Annotated in this window: 15 protein-coding genes and 1 riboswitch; all 15 genes read left to right on the top strand. The window is 40.1% G+C overall.

Translation table 11 applies throughout. The features are described from left to right. Positions 1–8 precede the first annotated feature (8 nt). The 15 genes from BIV60_RS19105 to ytaF all read left to right on the top strand — a co-directional run bounded on the left by BIV60_RS19105 (position 9) and on the right by ytaF (position 18,583). Positions 9–956, top strand: coding sequence for a branched-chain amino acid ABC transporter permease (locus BIV60_RS19105; RefSeq protein ID WP_083402333.1), 948 nt, complete (start codon positions 9–11; stop codon positions 954–956). Then, on the top strand, positions 946–1,734 hold the full coding sequence (locus BIV60_RS19100; protein WP_071357295.1) for an ABC transporter ATP-binding protein: 789 nt from the start codon (positions 946–948) through the stop codon (positions 1,732–1,734). The genes BIV60_RS19105 and BIV60_RS19100 overlap by 11 nt, the downstream gene beginning before the upstream one ends. Further along, entirely contained in the window at positions 1,721–2,422 is a 702-nt protein-coding gene (locus BIV60_RS19095; protein WP_071357294.1) for an ABC transporter ATP-binding protein, read from the top strand. Before BIV60_RS19100 ends, BIV60_RS19095 begins: the two co-directional genes overlap by 14 nt. A 282-nt stretch (positions 2,423–2,704) precedes the next feature. After that, positions 2,705–4,426 carry a urocanate hydratase gene (gene hutU, locus BIV60_RS19090; protein ID WP_071357293.1) on the top strand — a complete coding sequence of 574 codons (1,722 nt, stop codon included), beginning with the start codon at positions 2,705–2,707 and terminating at the stop codon, positions 4,424–4,426. Between the two features lie 128 nt (positions 4,427–4,554). Then, positions 4,555–5,805: an imidazolonepropionase gene (gene hutI, locus BIV60_RS19085; protein WP_083402329.1), complete on the top strand. Its 1,251-nt coding sequence runs from the start codon at positions 4,555–4,557 to the stop codon at positions 5,803–5,805. A gap of 12 nt (positions 5,806–5,817) precedes the next feature. Next, positions 5,818–6,987 (top strand): M20/M25/M40 family metallo-hydrolase, encoded by a 1,170-nt coding sequence (locus BIV60_RS19080; RefSeq protein WP_071357292.1) that lies wholly within the window; start codon positions 5,818–5,820, stop codon positions 6,985–6,987. Positions 6,988–7,092: 105 nt separating this feature from the next. Then, a complete protein-coding gene (gene hutH, locus BIV60_RS19075) occupies positions 7,093–8,613 on the top strand; it encodes a histidine ammonia-lyase (protein ID WP_071357291.1) in 1,521 nt (506 codons plus the stop codon). A 224-nt stretch (positions 8,614–8,837) separates the two neighbouring features. Then, entirely contained in the window at positions 8,838–9,647 is an 810-nt protein-coding gene (locus BIV60_RS19070) for a basic amino acid ABC transporter substrate-binding protein (RefSeq protein WP_177177342.1), read from the top strand. Positions 9,648–9,753: 106 nt separating this feature from the next. Continuing rightward, entirely contained in the window at positions 9,754–10,410 is a 657-nt protein-coding gene (locus BIV60_RS19065; protein WP_071357289.1) for an amino acid ABC transporter permease, read from the top strand. Next, positions 10,407–11,129, top strand: coding sequence for an amino acid ABC transporter ATP-binding protein (locus BIV60_RS19060; protein WP_071357288.1), 723 nt, complete (start codon positions 10,407–10,409; stop codon positions 11,127–11,129). The genes BIV60_RS19065 and BIV60_RS19060 overlap by 4 nt, the downstream gene beginning before the upstream one ends. A 390-nt stretch (positions 11,130–11,519) precedes the next feature. Then, positions 11,520–13,241 (top strand): urocanate hydratase, encoded by a 1,722-nt coding sequence (hutU, locus tag BIV60_RS19050; RefSeq protein WP_071357286.1) that lies wholly within the window; start codon positions 11,520–11,522, stop codon positions 13,239–13,241. A gap of 163 nt (positions 13,242–13,404) precedes the next feature. Continuing rightward, a complete protein-coding gene (locus BIV60_RS19045; protein ID WP_071357285.1) occupies positions 13,405–14,892 on the top strand; it encodes an amino acid permease in 1,488 nt (495 codons plus the stop codon). 135 nt (positions 14,893–15,027) lie between these two features. Then, a riboswitch (M-box (ykoK) riboswitch) is annotated at positions 15,028–15,194 on the top strand. A 163-nt stretch (positions 15,195–15,357) separates the two neighbouring features. Beyond that, on the top strand, positions 15,358–16,509 hold the full coding sequence (ftsW, locus tag BIV60_RS19035) for a putative lipid II flippase FtsW (RefSeq protein ID WP_083402328.1): 1,152 nt from the start codon (positions 15,358–15,360) through the stop codon (positions 16,507–16,509). 14 nt (positions 16,510–16,523) lie between these two features. Then, positions 16,524–17,855, top strand: a complete 1,332-nt coding sequence (gene mgtE / locus BIV60_RS19030; RefSeq protein ID WP_071357332.1) for a magnesium transporter — start codon at positions 16,524–16,526, stop codon at positions 17,853–17,855. A 95-nt stretch (positions 17,856–17,950) separates the two neighbouring features. Next, positions 17,951–18,583 (top strand): sporulation membrane protein YtaF, encoded by a 633-nt coding sequence (gene ytaF / locus BIV60_RS19025; RefSeq protein WP_071357282.1) that lies wholly within the window; start codon positions 17,951–17,953, stop codon positions 18,581–18,583. Positions 18,584–18,665 lie beyond the last annotated feature (82 nt).

Here is an 18,665-nt window from a genome sequence, read left to right as displayed (position 1 = left end):
TGATGGTGGTGGATACCTTGTTTAATCCTTATTACGTTGATATTGTTGTTTTCTTAATTATCTATATCTTGCTAGGGTTAGGACTAAATTTGATTACCGGTTATGCGGGCCAAGTATCCCTTGGACATGCAGCCTTTTTTGGTATTGGCGCCTATTCATCAGCGATACTGTCAACGAAGGCTGATTTAAACCCGTGGCTTGCCATTCTCCTTGCGATTCTAATTACCTTTGTCATTAGCGCTATTTTAGGTTTGCCATCTCTCAGGGTTCGTGAAGATTTTTTAGCGATTACCACTTTGGGAATGGGTCTAATCATCCAATCCTTTTTTAAAAACGCCAACATAACCGGCGGTGCGTACGGCATCGATATGATTCCCACCCCCTCGTTATTTGGAATGAAGCTTGAAAATGTAAGTTATTTAATTTTCCTGCTTATTGTCCTGCTAATTGGGATATATGCAGTTAGAAAAATGACCCAGTCACGAATTGGCCGTGCCTGGATGGTTATCCGTGAAGATGACATTGTCGCCCAATCAATGGGAATCAATACCACCTATTACAAGGTATTGGTGTTTGCGATCGGCGGTGCGTATGCCGGGGCGGCTGGGGCCTTGTTTGCACATAAAGTTAGCTATATCAGCTCGGATTCCTTTGGTTTTTCGATTTCTGCGACAATCTTAAGTATGGTGGTAATTGGGGGCCTGGGCAGTATCCGTGGAACCCTCTTTGGCGTTGGTGTTCTCTATTTACTGCCTGAGATGTTCCGTTTATTCCAATTTACCTTTATCGATATGAAATATCTGGATATGTATAAGATGATGCTTTACGGATTGTTGATGGTCGTGATGATGCGTTATCGGCCAAATGGAATATTTGGCAAAAATAATACGAAAAAGGTATTGTTCAAATCACCTCGCAAAAAGAAGCCAGAAAAGGGTGGTGAATATGTTGCTTAAAATTGAAGGAATCACGAAACGATTTGGTGGTTTAGTGGCGGTAAGCGATGTAAGTCTTCAAGTAAATCAAGGTGAAATTTATGGTTTAATCGGTCCTAATGGTGCAGGAAAAACAACATTTTTTAACATGTTAACAGGGATCTACAAGCCAAATGAAGGGAAAATTCTTTTTGAAAATCAACCGGTTCAGGGATTAAAACCTTTTCGAATTGCACAACTAGGGATTTCGCGAACCTTTCAAAATATCCGTTTGCTAAAAGATGAAACAGTCCTTGAAAATGTCATGGTCGGGATGTTTGGCAAGACGCACACGGGACTTTGGTCTGCGATTTTGGGCTTTCGGTCTGCTAAAAAAGAAGAAGAGATGGTTAGGGAAGAGAGCCGAAAAATTTTGGAGCTTGTCGGATTAAATGGATATGAGGACGAACTTGCCGGCAGTCTTTCATATGGAAATCAGCGCAGAGTAGAGATTGCCAGGGCATTGGTTTCGAAGCCGAAACTTCTACTACTCGATGAACCGACTGCGGGAATGAACGATGAAGAAACAGAGGAGATTGGAGAGCTAATTTTAAAAATAAGAGAGAATGGAACAACGGTTATCCTGATAGAACATAATGTCGGCTGGGTTATGGGGCTATGCAATCGTATTGCCGTTTTTGATCATGGTGAAAAAATTGCCGATAACGTGCCCGATGCGATTATTTCCGATCCATTGGTGATTGAGGCCTATATCGGTAAAGAGGATGAGGAAAGGGAGAGCGAATATGCTGCAAATTGATAAACTTAATGTGTCATATGGAAGTATCCACGCGGTCAGAAGCCTCTCCCTGGAAGTCCAAAAAGGAGAGGCGGTTGCGCTAATCGGGGCAAATGGGGCCGGGAAAACCACGACCGTTAATGCGATTTCTGGTGTCATCCCTTCAAAGGGTTCGATTCGTTATGAAGGGAAAGAGATCAATGGGATGGCTCCCCATAAGGTTGTAAAAGAAGGAATTATCATGGTACCGGAAGGCAGGCGGATTTTTCCAAAATTATCGGTGGTAAACAATCTAATTATGGGAGCATATGCGAGAAAAGTGTCGAAAAAAGATTTGCATCAGGAAATTGAGAAGATTTATGAATTGTTTCCGCGTTTGGCAGAGCGGCGCCAGCAAATGGCTGGTACATTAAGCGGCGGGGAACAGCAAATGCTGGCAATTGGCCGTGCGCTTATGGGTAAACCCAAGCTGCTTATATTAGATGAACCCTCCATGGGACTGGCCCCAATTGTTGTAAAAAGCATTTTTTCTACCATTAATCAAATTAAGCAAGAAGGCTTAACGATTCTCTTAATTGAACAGAATGCAACAATGGCTTTATCGGTAGCAGACCGCGGCTATATTTTAGAGAACGGCGAAATCCATTTTCAAGATAGCGCAACAAATCTGCGTGAAAAAGATGTGGTCAAAAAAGCATACCTTGGATAATATCTGCATGCAAATTTTATCTGCAGGATAAAAATGAAAAGGTTTACATGGATTAATCGCATGTTGAACAAAACAGAGGTAATGGATGCAAAAAACATCTGCGTTTTTGGGGTAAGATTGTTCATTCTTAAAAAGATGAATAGGAAACGGATTCAAGAAAAATAGGTTTATTTAGCAGCTTTTTGGATGAAATGACGGGAAATTTAATCAATTCAACCAATTTGGCACGGTACTTGCATTGTATAAAAACGAGAACAACATATAATCGAGGAGGAATTATGAATGTCAAAACCAGAAATCTTATATTCAGTTAAAGCACAAAGAGGACCTGAGCTTCGTTGTAAGGGCTGGAGACAAGAATCAATCCTTAGGATGCTTGAAAACAACATGGAGAATGCAGAGAAGCCGGAAGAACTAGTCATTTACGGTGGAATCGGTAAAGCTGCGCGGAACTGGGAGTCCTATCATGCGATTGTTAAATCATTAAAAGAACTCGAAGATGATGAAACACTTGTTGTTCAATCCGGAATGCCAGTTGCGATTTTCAAAACACATAAATATGCTCCAACCGTTGTTATGGCTACGACCAATATTATGAAAGCTGACTGGCCAACATTCTATGATCTTCAAGATAAAAACTTAACCATGTATGCAAACTATACAGCAGCACCATGGGAATATATCGGAACACAAGGCGTTATCCAAGGAACTTTTGAAACACTTTCCGCGATTGCTCGTCTTCATTATAATGACTCACTTGTTGGGAAAATCTTATTAACAGCAGGTGCAGGCGGCATGGGTGGTAACCAAACAAGAGCAATGACCATGCATGGCGGAGTAGCCATCCTTTGTGACTCCAACGTAGACATTATTAATCGCCGGATTGAAAAGAAATTTATTGATGTTTTAGTAGATTCATTGGATGAAGCTATTGTGTTGGCAAAAGAATATGCTGCAGCGAAAAAGCCTTTAGGTATTGCGGTTGTCGGGAATGCTGCTGATATTTTTGAGCAAGTACTTCAATCTGGATGGTTACCAGACATTACTACATCCATGACACCTGCGCATGATCCAATTTCTTATCTGCCATCTGGTTACACAGTTGCTGAAGCGGAAGAACTACGTGACATAAACCGTGAGCTTTATTTAGAAAAAGCCCGCGCGACCATGATTCGTGAGTTGAAGGCGCTAATCAAATTCTTAGACCTGGGTGTTAAATCTTTCGAATATGGTACTAGCATCCGTAAAGAGTGTATCGATGCAGGTATGGATGAAAAAGAAGCAAAACGTCTTCCAGGATTCGTTGCAGAATACATTCGTCCATTATTCTGTGAAGGTCGTGGACCTTTCCGCTGGGTATGTCTATCTGGTGAAGCAGAAGACTTACGCAAAATCGATGAAATGATTCTTGAAGAGTTCTCCGACGATCTGCTTGTAACGCGCTGGATCAAGCTTGCGATGAAGCATATTCCAATCGAAGCCTTACCTGCACGTATTTGTTACATGGGCTTTGGTCAGCGTAAGAAGTTCGCATTAAAAGTAAATGACATGATTCGAAAAGGCGAACTTGCCGGACCGGTTGCGTTCTCGCGTGACAACTTAGACTCCGGTTCCATCGTGAACCCAACATTTGAATCTGAAAACATGAAGGACGGCGGTGATTTAATCTCTGACTGGCCGGTATTGAACGGGCTATTAAACGCTGTTGGCATGTGTGATTTGATTGCCCTTCAAGCGAACTATTCCATGGGTGAAGCAGTTCATACCGGTGTTACGATGATTGCTGACGGAACGGCAGAATCTGATATGAGACTAGAAGTGGCAATGACGGTCGACTCCGGAATCGGGGTTATCCGACACGCTCAGGCAGGCTATGAAACTGCACGCGATGTTGCGAACGGAAAAGGAAAACTTACCGAAGAAAGCATCAAAGTACCATTATGGTGGTCACCTAAAGCAACATTCGGCCCAAAAGATTTAGAAAAAGAAGATGTAAAGGCTTAATAGTGGAATAAAACTGGATAGTAGGGATCGACACTCTTGCAGGTCTCTACTATTCTTTTGCTATTTTAAGAGAGTTACATAACAATTTGCAGCCATTGGAAAGACAGAAAATGTTTGGAGGTTTAAAAATGTCTGGGACAAAAATGAAAACAAAGGTAGATTTATTAATCACGAATGCAGCAGAAGTTATTACATGTGCTGGGGAAGGCATGAGTGATATTAGTGTTCTACAAAATGGATGGGTTGCTATCAAGGATGAAAAAATTGCCGGTGTCGGGACAGAAACGGAACTAAAAGAAAGCTTTGAAGTAGAAGATTCTGAGGTTATTGATGCAAAAGGGAAAGTGGTAGCTCCAGGATTTATCGATTCTCACACCCATTTGGTTTTTTATGGAACAAGGGTTGAGGAATACGCAGCTAAGGTGGCTGGATATACCCCAGAAAAATTAAAAGAACTTGGGATATCAATGGGGCCGAATCGTACGGTTGAATTAACAAGGAACAGACCTTCAGAAGAGTTGTTTGAACAATCGAAAAAACGGCTTATGACCATGCTGGAATATGGGATTACGACTGTCGAAAGTAAGAGCGGTTACGGATTAACGACAGAAAGTGAAATCAAAATTTTAGAGGTCAGCAGAAGGCTAAATGAAGAAACACCACTTGATGTATTAAATACTTTTTTAGGTGCCCATGGATTTCCTGAAAATTTAACGAAAGAAGAATACTTGGATGTCATTATCAATGAGATGATTCCACTAGTAGGGGAACGGGGACTTGCGGAATTTTGCGATGTTTGGTGTGATGACGGTTATTTTACGGCAGATGAATCAGAATTAATTCTAAAAGCAGGTTTGAAATATGGGATGAAACCAAAAATTCATGCGGATGCCTACTCCTATATTGGTGGAACAGACCTTGCAGCCGAGATGAAAATGGTATCAGTCGACCATCTGAATTATACACCTGTTGAAGTGATGGAAAAACTTGCGGAAGCAAAGGTTACAGGAGTTTTAATGCCATCTCTTGATTTTGCGGTAGGGCATAAACGTCCGTTTGATGCACGAAAAATGCTGGATTTGGGCATGCAGGTGGCGCTGGCAACCGATCTTTGTCCGGCAAGTTATACGCAATCGATGCAATTTGTGATAAACCTTGCCTGCAGACTCTATCAATTCTCTGTGGAGGAAGCAATTAAAGCCGCAACCTATGGCGGGGCAAAGGCACTTGAACTCGATGATAGGGGTACGATTGAAGAAGGAAAATTAGCTGATTTACAGATTTGGGATGTCCCAACCTATAAGCATATTGCATATGAGCTTGGAACAAACATTGTAGAAACAGTAATCAAAAACGGCAAAGTTGTCCTAAGCCGTTAGGAGGGGTTTTTTATGAAAACAAATCAAGTATCAAAAGCATCGGAACATGTAAATTCAGAACGATTACAAGAATTATTTTTAGAACTGGCAAAAATCAATGCACCGAGCGGAAAAGAAAGCCTTGTGGCAGATTATTTAAAAAAGGCGCTTCCAGAGCTCGGCTTTAGCTTGGAATTTGATGAGGCTCACAAAAACTTTAATGGTGAAGTAGGGAACTTGGTTGCATGGCGTGAAGGTACTGACCCGTCAATCCCGCCGTTATTTTTCTCAACTCATATGGATACGGTATTACCAACTGAAGGATTGAAACCTGTTATTAAAGATGGTGTGATTTACTCTGATGGTACGACAATTTTGGGAGCAGATGACAGAGCAGCATTAGCAGCTTATTTAGAAGCGATTCGCGCCATTATTGATAGCGGAGTTCCGCATGGGCCAATTGAATTTATTCTAACTGTAAATGAGCAGCCGGGGCTTGTTGGTGCGACTTATATGGACTATAGCAAGGCGAAGAGTAAAACGGGTTATATTTTTGACAGCAGCGGTGATGTTGGCCAAACGATCTTAAAAGGTCCTTATAGCAGCCGGATCTGGATGGAAGTACACGGGAATGCCGCACATATCGCTTTGAATGCAGAAGAAGGGAATAGTGCGTTTCTTATCGCAGCCGAAGGATTAACGAACATGAAGCTCGGCGCTATCGATGAAGATACACTTGCAAATATCGGAATTATTAATGGAGGAGAATTGACTTCGATTATCCCTGGTAGTGTAACGGTCGCTGGTGAAGTACGCAGTTTTTCCAAAGAAAAATTAGATGCCCAGCTGAAACATATGGAAGAAATCATGAAGCAGGCAGCCGAGAAAAAAGGCGGAAACGTGGATGTCCGAATTGAGAAAAAATATCTAGGGTTTGATATTCCGGAAGACCATATTCTTGTGAAAAATACTTTGGAAGCAGCACAAAATATTAACGTTAAGCCGTATTTAACAGAAACATTGGGCGGTGCTGATACAAACGTGTTAAATGAAAATGGGCTAACAACCATCACCCTTGGTTTAGGATTTCAAAACATTCATTCATTCAGGGAATGTATCAGTATTGAAAACCTTATTAATACGGGCAGATTAACAGCAGCATTGATTGAACAATGGTATGTGAATCATAAAAATGAAGGTTAATATTTCAAGAGAATGTCATTTTAATAAGGAATTTGCCGATAGATTAATTTATAATATTTGATAAAGTCAAAATATTTCTGCGGAACTTAATAGGAGATGGAATCGATGAGCAGCAAAGAATTAGTAGAATTAAAAACAGTAGACTTAGATGGATTTACCCTTGACCGCTATAAAATACAAAGCGTGGTTGATGGCAATGCGAAGGTAGAAATACCAGAAGCGAACTGGCAGAGAGTTCGAGAAAGCCGCAAACGTGTGGAAAAGGCCATTAATGACGGCAAGGTAGTTTACGGTGTAAATACTGGATTCGGAAAACTAAGTGATATCGAAATAAATCCTGAAGATAATGCCAAATTACAATTGAATTTATTGCGTGCTGATGCTGTCGGTGTGGGCGATCCATTGCCTATTCCGGTAGTAAGAGCCATGATGATATTGAGAGCGAACTCTCTTTCAAAAGGTTATTCCGGAATTAGAGAAGAAACACTTCAGCTTTTACTTGATATGATTAACAATGGTGTTCATCCTGTTGTTCCGTGTAAGGGTTCCGTTGGTGCAAGCGGTGACCTTGCTCCCCTTTCCCATATTGCGATTGTGTTAGTAGGTGAAGGTAAAGCCGAATACAAGGGTGAAATCCTCACTGGTGGGGAAGCGTTAAAACGAGCAGGATTAGAACCCGTCTCTCTTGAAGCAAAGGAAGGCTTAGCCTTAATCAATGGAACCCAAGCCATGTCGGCGGTTGGAACAATTGCACTTAATGAAGCAGAACGTGTTGGTTTAGCTGCTGACATGGCAGCATGTTTAACGATGGAAGCACTGAATGGAATCATTTCTGCATTTGACAGCGAGCTATTAGCAGTTCGTCCGCATCCGGAGCTTGAATTTGTTGCGTCACGAATGAGAAACTGGCTAGACGGAAGCAAACGCGTTACCCGTCAAGGAGAAATCCGCATCCAGGATTCCTATTCGATTCGTTGTATTCCACAGGTTCATGGTGCATCATGGCAGGCATTTAATTATGTGAATGAACGCCTAAGTGTTGAAATGAACTCCACAACCGATAACCCGATTGTGCTTGAGAGTGGTGAAATTCTTTCTGGCGGACATTTCCATGGTCAGCCGATTGCCTTATCGATGGACTTCTTAAAGGTAGCAGCAGCAGAATGGGCCAATATTTCTGAGCGAAGAACGGAACGTCTTGTTAACCCGCAATTAAGCGGTTTATCTCCATTTTTGGCAACGGACCCAGGGTTAGAATGTGGATTAATGGTTGCACAATATGCAGCAGCCTCACTTGTATCTGAAAATAAAGTTCTTGCCCATCCGGCAAGTGTTGATTCAATCCCAACTTCGGCCAACCAAGAGGATCACGTCAGCATGGGAACAATCGCTTCTCGTCAAGCTCGGGAGATTATTCACAATTCTGCAAGAGTCATAGCCATTGAAATGATTTGTGCATCCCAAGCGATTTATCTGGAAAATGCAGAAAAGGAATTGGCGCCGGCAACAAGAACTTACTTAGAAAAAATCCGTGCAATCTGCCCGCCGCTTGAAAGCGACCGTGCGATTTCGGATCAAATGGAAGAACTGGCACAATTTATTTTAAAGGATAATTCTTTAGTTTAAGACCAACATGGAGGCCGTCCAATTATTTAATTATAAGGTGGATGGGCCTTCTTTCTTAACAAGTATTAGTAAACACCTCATTGAAAAAATACCTTATGAATACCACAATTTACTCCAAGATTATTTTAAAGGTTTCACTGCGTTTTTTTAGTTATATAGGCATAATCCGTCAATAGGAGTCTGAATTTTCAGTTGCAAGGAAATAAAAATATAAGGGGGCAATTATGAAAGCGCTTAAATTTCTATCCATTGTTTTAGTTTTAATGGTTATTTTATCTGCCTGTGGGACAAGTCAAACGAGCAGCGGCGGGGAAAAAACAAAGGAAACCGAAAAGAAAACATTAAAGGTTGTGACCAATGCCGAGTATGCTCCATTTGAATTTCTCGATAAAGGCCAGATCAAAGGTTTTGACCTTGATTTCATCAAAGTCGTTGCAAAGGAAGCGGGCTATAACATTAATGTTGTGAATACCGGCTGGGATCCATTATTCGTTGAGGTAAAGGGGAAAACTGCTGATTTTGGTATTTCGGCGATAACGATTAACGATGAACGGAAACAAACCTATGATTTCTCTACCCCATACTTTTTATCTACAAATGAAATTCTCGTACCAAAAGACAGCCCGATTAAAAGCGCCGCGGATTTGAAAGGTAAAAAAGTGGCCGTACAAAATGGGACAACAGGTCAAGAGGCAGTAGAAGCTTTAATTGGAAAAAATAATCAAAATCTTAAAAAATTTAAAAGTAACAATCTAGCGATTATGGAATTGAAAAGCGGCGGTGCAGATGCTGTTGTCGCAGATAATACGGTTGTAGAAGAATACGTAAAAAATAACCCGAATGAAAACTTGGTCGTGATAAAAGACGATGCTGCATTCGAAAAAGAATTTTATGGCTTAATGTTTCCAATAGGCAGCCAGCTAAAAGCAGACTTTGACAAGGCAATTACAAAAGTGCTTGAAAATGGTGACTATGCGAAGATTTATCAACAGTGGTTTAAGTCAGATCCTGATGTCAATGCATTAAAGCAATAACAAAAACGGAGAAAATTGCGTAACTCATATACCTATGGCTGTTACGCAATTTTTAGTGTTTAAAATATAAGACTTTCATACTGGATAATATTAGGAGGATTTGCCTATGGATTTTCGTTTTGACTTATTATCTGAATACAGTTCATTTTTCGTAAAAGGAACAATGCTGACCATTGGGCTATCGCTAGCGGGTATTTTGCTAGGAACGATTTTTGGTTTATTGATTGGATTAGGAAAAATGATGCAAAATAAATTATTAGCCCAGCCCTTTAACTGGTATATTAACTTTTTTCGCGGTACTCCTTTTATGGTTCAAATTCTATTAATCCATTTCGCAGTGGTTCCGTTATTTCTAGGCGAAACCAATGCGATTGTGGCGGCAATTGTTGCGCTTTCGCTCAATTCTGCTGCCTATATCGCTGAAATTTTTCGTGCCGGCATTCAATCCATTGACAAGGGGCAGATGGAGGCTGCGCGTTCGCTAGGGATGAATCATTTTCAAGCGATGCGCTATGTGATTTTGCCCCAGGCAATCAAACGAATGATTCCGCCATTAGGAAATGAATTTATAGTATTAATAAAAGATTCCTCCCTGGCAGCGTTAATCGCGGCACCGGAGCTTATGTACTGGGGACAAGCTATGCAGGGACAATATTATCGTGTTTGGGAACCATATCTTACAGCAGCCGCGATTTATTTGGTGTTAACCCTTACGTTAAGCTTCCTATTATCTAGACTTGAAAGGAGGCTGGCGACTACATGATTACGGTGAAAAGTCTAAAAAAATCTTTTGGAAATCACGAGGTTTTAAAGGATATTAATGTTTCTGTAAAGCCTCAAGAGGTAGTCGTAGTCATTGGGCCATCCGGGTCGGGGAAGTCAACCTTCTTACGATGCATCAATTTATTGGAAACGATTACAGACGGTCATATATATATTGAAGGAATCGACCTATCCGATAAAAAAACGGATATTAATATGATCCGGACTGAAGTAGGCATGGTTTTTCAGCAGTTTAATCTTTTTCCACATAAAACAGTAATTGAAAATATTATGCTGGCACCGATGAAAGTGAGGAAAGTTTCTGCTGAAAAAGCAAAGCAGAAAGGGTTAGAGCTTTTAAGTAAAGTTGGATTAAGGGAAAAGGCGGAGGCCTATCCGGATTCGCTTTCAGGCGGACAAAAACAGCGTGTTGCCATCGCAAGAGCTTTGGCAATGGAGCCAAAAATCATGCTGTTTGACGAACCAACCTCTGCGCTTGATCCGGAGATGGTCGGCGAAGTATTAGAGGTGATGAAACAGCTCGCAAAAGAAGGAATGACCATGGTCGTCGTGACCCACGAAATGGGTTTTGCTAGGGAAGTGGGCGACCGTGTCATTTTTATGGACGGCGGCTTCATTGTAGAAGAAAACGAGCCAAGAGAGTTATTTGAAAACCCACAAGAAGAACGGACAAAATCGTTTTTGAGTAAAGTTTTGTAGAGTTATGTGAATATGTAGGTGAAATGGGATGGTTTGGACGACTATCCCTTTTGGTATTCTAGTAGATGACGCCGTAAAAGCAATAAAAACTAATTATTTCGCAAAGGGATTTGCATGCAAATTTTATCTGCATGATGGAATTTGTAATCGTTTACATCAATCAAACAACTTGTCGATTTATGTGGTGTTTTGCGTGCAAAATACATCTGCGGTTATGAATAGATTACTTGTTTGTAAATAAGAATTGAGAATAGGTTTTTTGCGAAATTTCCTGATAAAAGCGCCATTTTTAAAGAAAAAATAAAAATTCCCCCTATTCAACAAATTTGGCACAAGACTTGCAATATATAAATACGAGTAAAGCGAATTACATACTAGGAGGAATTAATCATGTCAAAACCAGAAATTTTATATTCAGTTAAAGCACAAAGAGGACCTGAGCTTCGTTGTAAGGGCTGGAGACAGGAATCAATTTTAAGAATGCTAGAAAACAATATGGAGACCGCTGAGAAGCCGGAAGAGTTAGTGATTTACGGTGGTATCGGTAAAGCTGCACGTAACTGGGAATCCTACCATGCAATTGTAAAATCATTAAAAGAACTTGAAGATGATGAAACATTGGTTGTTCAATCTGGTATGCCTGTTGCCGTCTTCAAAACACATAAATATGCTCCAACTGTTGTTATGGCTACAACTAATATCATGAAAGCTGACTGGCCAACATTCTATGATCTTCAAGATAAGAACTTAACCATGTATGCAAATTACACAGCAGCACCATGGGAATATATCGGAACTCAAGGCGTTATCCAAGGTACATTTGAAACACTTTCTGCTATAGCCCGTTTACACTATAATGACTCACTTGTTGGTAAAATTCTTTTAACTGCTGGTGCTGGAGGTATGGGTGGTAACCAAACAAGAGCAATGACGATGCACGGCGGTGTAGCAATCCTTTGTGACTCAAACGTTGACATCATTAATCGCCGGATTGAAAAGAAATTCATTGATGTATTAGTAGATTCATTGGATGAGGCAATTTCTCTTGCTCAAGAATACGCTGCTGCTGGTAAGCCGCTAGGTATCGGTGTTGTTGGAAATGCCGCGGATGTATTTGAAGCAGTATTGGAAAGCGGATTCCTTCCTGATATTACAACATCGATGACACCAGCACATGACCCAATCTCTTACTTGCCATCTGGTTACACAGTAGAAGAAGCTGAGCATCTTCGTGATACAAACCGTGATCTTTATTTAGAAAAAGCCCGTGTGACCATGATCCGTGAGCTTAAAGCTCTAATTAAATTCCTAGATCTAGGCGTTAAGTCTTTCGAATACGGTACAAGTATCCGTAAAGAGTGTATTGATGCCGGTATGGATGAAAAAGAAGCGAAGCGTTTACCAGGATTCGTTGCAGAATACATTCGTCCGCTCTTCTGTGAAGGCCGTGGACCATTCCGCTGGATCTGTCTATCTGGTGAAGCAGAAGACTTACGTAAAATCGATGAAATGATTCTTGAAGAGTTCAGCGATGACTTGCTTGTAACCCGCTGGATCAAGCTTGCAATGAAACATATTCCAATCGAAGCACTTCCAGCACGTATTTGTTACATGGGCTTCGGACAGCGTAAAAAATTCGCATTAAAAGTAAATGAGATGATTCGAAATGGCGAACTTGCCGGCCCTGTTGCATTCTCTCGTGACAACTTAGACTCCGGTTCGATCGTGAACCCAACATTTGAATCAGAAAATATGAAAGACGGAGGCGATTTAATCTCTGACTGGCCAGTATTGAACGGTTTATTAAACGCAGTTGGTATGTGTGATTTGATTGCCCTTCAAGCGAACTACTCCATGGGTGAAGCTGTTCATACTGGTGTAACAATGATCGCTGACGGAACGGCTGAGTCTGATATGAGACTAGAAGTTGCCATGACAGTTGACTCTGGTATTGGGGTTATCCGCCATGCACAAGCAGGTTATGAAATTGCGCGTGACGTTGCCAACGGAAAAGGAAAACTTACAGAAGAAAGCATCAAGGTACCATTATGGTGGTCACCAAAAGCAACATTTGGACCAAAAGATTTAGAGAAGGAAGAAGTGAAGGCTTAATTTCTGCAAAATTGGAAGAGGTCCCCTATGGACCTCTTCCAGCCTTTTTGTAATTTATCAGTTTTAAGATATTGAAAGAATTACTTTTTTCATCGTATCCCTTATACAGTTCTCGCATTGAATCTATCTATATATGTTTTATTCATATTAAGGGGGTATTCTTTTGGAAAACAGACAGCTGCAAGTTTCTTCTGAAAACGAACAAACTGAGCCATCTGGTAATCTTCAGAAAAAATTAAAATCACGTCATGTGTCGATGATCGCCTTAGGCGGAACAATTGGTACGGGTGTTTTTCTTGGGAGCGGACCAGCCATTCACACGGCAGGGCCGGGTGGTGTATTAGTTGCCTATGGTATTATTGGAATTATGGTATATTTTGTCATGACTGGCCTTGGAGAACTGGCAACCTTTATGCCGACAAGCGGTTCAATCAGTACATATGCCACACGTTTTATTGACCCGGCATTGGGATTTGCATTTGGCTGGAACTACTGGCTGTCATGGGCAATGACCCTTGCTGCCGAATTGTCAGCTTCTGTTCTGATAATGAAATATTGGTTTCCCGATAGTCCGTCGCTATTATGGAGCGGTATATTTTTAGCTTTTCTTTTCTTTTTAAATGTCTTATCGGTTAAGGGATTTGGGGAAGGAGAGTATTGGTTTTCGTTTATTAAAGTAGCAACGATCATCATCTTCATTGTTGTTGGCATTTTGATGATTTTTGGAATTATGAATGGCCATCAACCTGCAGGATTTCAAAATTTCACCGTTGGAGATGCACCATTTGTCGGTGGTTTTCTCGGAACATTAGGAATCTTTCTTGTTGCGGGCTTTTCCTTTTCAGGAACTGAATGCATTGGTGTTGCAGCAGGGGAGAGTGAGGATCCGGTAAAAAATATCCCACGAGCCATTCGCAGTGTATTTTGGCGAATTCTCCTGTTTTACATTTTAGCTCTTCTCGTAATCTCGTTTCTGGTACCTTACACAAATGAAAGCCTTCAAAGCTCAACGGTTATGGCCAGTCCATTTACCATCGTGTTTAAAAGAGCCGGGCTTGCTTTCGCCGCTTCTGTAATGAATGCAGTCATATTAACATCTGTTTTATCTGCTGGTAATGGCTGTCTTTATGTGACGAGCAGAATTATGTATGCGATGGCACAGGAAGGGCAAGCCCCACGAATTTTTGCAAAAGTCAACAAACGTGGTGTCCCGGTCGCGGCGCTTGTAGCAACAACGATTGTCGGAATGTCAACCTTTTTAGCATCGTTTGTTGGGGATGGCACCATTTATCTTTGGCTGATGAACTCCGTTGGTGTAACCACGTTTATTTTTTGGATCGGAATCGCAGCCAGTCATTACCGCTTCCGAAAAGCTTATGTGGCTCAAGGTTATTCGATAAAGGATCTTCCTTATCGTGCAAAATGGTATCCTTTTGGTCCGATTTTTGCTTTTGTTGTTTGTTTTGTCATCCTGATTGCACAGGACTATCAAGGGTTCACATCAGGACATATCGATTGGCTGGGTGTGATTGCAGCTTACCTTGGAATCCCCGTGTTTTTTGCATTTTGGCTTGGTTATAAATTTATTAACAAAACGAAAGTTATTCCTTTGGAAGAATGTAAGATTGATATGAAAGAATTTCATAACTAAAAAGGAATGCCACGGTTATTAAATAACTGTGGCATTTTTTATGTTTGAAGTTGAAAAAATGTTGAAAAATAATCAATATTTTATTGACAAAATAACAACAAAAAACATATATTGTTATTAATTAAATGCTTACTTAAGGGATTCTGTTAGGTGAGGCTCCTGAATAGAGAAATGCTGCTGCCCAAAAATGTCGAGAGACGCCAATGGGTCAACAAGAAAGATCGGAAGAAGGTCTTTTTTAACGTAGCTGGTTATTTAGAACCTATGCTATTCAGTGCTAAAGCTCAACGAGGGAAACCGGCTAGTGTTATTTTGGCTGTGAATAATTTCGTTAGTGATTTTATTTTGAAATTTACAGAGTCCACAAAAAGCCTTTTTTCTCCTTGTTGAGAATTAAGGCTTTTTTGCTTTTTCAAGGTGTATATTCGTTTATTCAATCAAATGGCAGTTACGGGAGTGGAGAAAATGTTTCTTAACTACATCAAAAAGGTTGATAAATTATTGATCATCGCAATCCTTTTCTTATCACTATTTGGGTTAGTAATGGTTTTTAGTGCAAGTTTTCCTCTTAGTTTAGTTGATTATAATAATCCTAGAATTTTTTTCGCTAAACAACTAAAATCCTTTGTCATCGGCATGGTTCTTTTTATCATCACAGCCATTATTCCGTATCGTATCTATGGGAAATTCAGTCCTTTTTTCGTAATGATATCGATTTTCTTTTTAATCATTATATTAATTCCCGGCATAGGAGTTGAAAGGAATAATTCACAAAGATGGCTGCAATTAGGACCCTTAGTTATTCAGCCAACAGAAGCAGTAAAGCTTGTAATGATTCTATATTTTTCCTATATTTATGCGAAAAAGCAAGAATATATCAATGATTTTTGGAAAGGTGTAATGCCGCCGCTTCTCCTTTTAGCCATTGTCTTTTTGCTTGTACTTAAGCAGCCAGATTTAGGAACTGCCACCGCTATATTGCTGCCTTGCGGGTTCATCCTATTATGTTCAGGCGCCCGTGCAATTCATTTAATTTTGTTGGGTAGTATAACAGTTGGAGGGATTAGTTTTTTTGCCATTACAGCTCCATATCGCTTAGAAAGAATTACTTCCTTCCTAAACCCTTTCGCAGACCCTAACGGAAACGGTTATCAATTAATTCAGTCCTATTTTGGAATAGCATCAGGCGGTATATGGGGCCAAGGGCTGGGAAAAGGAATTCAAAAACTTGGGTATCTTCCTGAAGCACATACCGATTTTATTATGTCGGTTATTTCCGAAGAGCTTGGGGTATTTGGAGTGTTGATTGTAATAATTTCATATTTATTTATCATGTACCGCGGCGTACGTATTTCCCTTAAATCGAGGGAACCATTTGCGAAGCTGTTAGCAATCGGTCTCACTTTTCAAATAATGGTGCAAGCAGTGTTTAATCTCGGAGCGGTTAGCGGACTTCTTCCTATTACAGGAGTACCTCTTCCTTTCATCAGTTATGGGGGCTCTTCGTTAATTATTTTGTTGATTTCATCCGGAATCTTGGTGAATTTGTCCTTTCATTCGAATAAAGGATTCAAACAAAAAAGAGCTTTAGCTTTTGGTGTAAATAAGGAGGGTTGAAAATGGAACAAAGCATCAAAAATAGTCTAAAACAAATATTAATGGAGCAGAATCAATTTGAGTTAATTGAATTTTTAACACATTATCAGCCTTTTGATATTGCAGAGATGTTTGGGGGATTAGAACCAGAAGAACAATTAATGCTTATCTCCAGTGTTCCCAAACTATTAGGTGCAGAGATTATAGAGTACCTTGAGCCCGAATTACAATATCAAATTTTACATCGAATTAAAGATAGTTTTACCTCAGAACTGCTTAATGAAATGTCTAGTGATACGATTGTAAATTTACTTTTATCCGTTCACCCAAATCAGGCCAAAAAATTATTGGCCTTCCTGCCGGATGATTATCGCTTGAAAATCAATACACTAATGAGTTTTGAACCGAACACAGCGGGCAGATTAGCAACAGTTGACTATATTGCTGCACGTACTAATTGGACTGTTGACCAAACTTTGCAGCATATTCGAAGAGTAGGTGAAGAGGCAGAAATTGTATCCTATATTTATGTTTTAGGAATCCGGGGTGAACTTGTTGGGGTTGTCTCATTAAAGGAAATTATTTTGGCGAAACCAGGGTCGAAACTCGAAGAAATGATTCAGGGGGACCCCATATCTGTACCTGTTGACATGCATAAGGAAGATGCAGCATCAGTCTTATCGAAATATGACCTTGTGGCTATACCGGTCGTATCTAAGGAATCGCGAATGATTGGAATTCTAACCGTTGACGATTTGATTGATGTTATTCATGAAGAAGCAACGGAAGATATTCAAAAACTTGGAGGAAGCCAGCCACTGACAGAACCTTATTTTAAAAACTCCATTTGGAACTTATTTAGAAAAAGGATTGGCTGGTTATTAATCTTATTTGTGGCGGAAGCCTATACCGGTACGGTGCTCCGACACTATGAAGACACTCTGTCCAAACAAATTGCTCTATCCTTTTTTGTACCATTATTAATTGGAACAGGAGGAAACACCGGCTCACAAACGGTCACAACATTGGTTCGTGCCTTGGCGATGGGAGAAATTCAATTTAAAGACATGTTTAAGGTTTTTAGAAAAGAAGTATCAACTGGTTTTTTTCTGGGGATTACGATGGGAATTGTGGCCCTGATTCGTTCTATTTTCCTGGGGGTCAATTTGCATATCGGCTCCGTTGTAGCAATTTCCGCTTTGTTTATTGTCATTTGGGCATCTATGGTGGCAGCTGTATTGCCAATGATTTTGCATAAATTGAAAATTGACCCTGCAATTGTTTCAGGCCCATTTATTACTACCTTAGTTGATGGGACAGGACTAATTCTTTACTTTACGATGGCCAAGATCATTCTTCATATTTAATATTTTTCGTTGATTTTTTGTCAACATTTTTTGATGGACATACAATATTTGATATTTAGCTTAATACAATGTAAAAAAATTAGGAGTGATTTACATTGTCTTGGCTAATCATTTTAGCATTTGCTGCATCATCTAGCATAGATAATTTAGGAATCGGTATTTCCTATGGTGTTCGAAAAATCCGAATTGGCTTTGGAGCTAACATTTTAATGGCCATTATTTGTTATCTTATGAGCCTGGCTGGAATTACTTTTGGACTTTGGGTATCACATATTCTGCCTGGAATATTTCCAGTGATAATGGGAGCAATTTTGCTTTCAATTATTGGAATTAGAATTATTTTATTGGCAGCACCTCGTAAGAAAATGGCAGTAACGGATCATGATGGTTATGAACGCCAAACCTCAAATATGAAAGCGATAATCAAAAATCCAGAATTAGCCGATATGGATCAATCGGGAGAAATTGGCTGGGGGGAAGCCATGATTCTTGGCGTTGCCTTATCATCCAATGCACTTACAAACGGTCTGGGTGCAGGATTATTAGGATTTTCGCCTTATGCTATTTCTTTAACAGCTGCAATTGGCAGTCTAATTAGTGTTTGGGCTGGTGTGAAGTTGGGTTTTAAATTATCAGCCGTTCGGATTGGTTCCTATACACTGGGGCAATTTGGTACCATCATTAGTGGAATCCTTATCATCATTATTGCGATAACAGCTTTCTTTTAAACTATCTGAATTTGACAAATTTAATAAAGAGATTGACCAATTGTCAATACTCGGATATATTAGTGAATAGATTTAAGGCCAT

Origin of the sequence: Bacillus sp. MUM 116, from assembly GCF_001866655.1 — a bacterium.
Lineage (GTDB): Bacteria > Bacillota > Bacilli > Bacillales > Cytobacillaceae > Neobacillus.
Note: the sequence above shows the minus strand (reverse complement) of the source record. Positions and strands in the feature narration are given on the sequence as shown.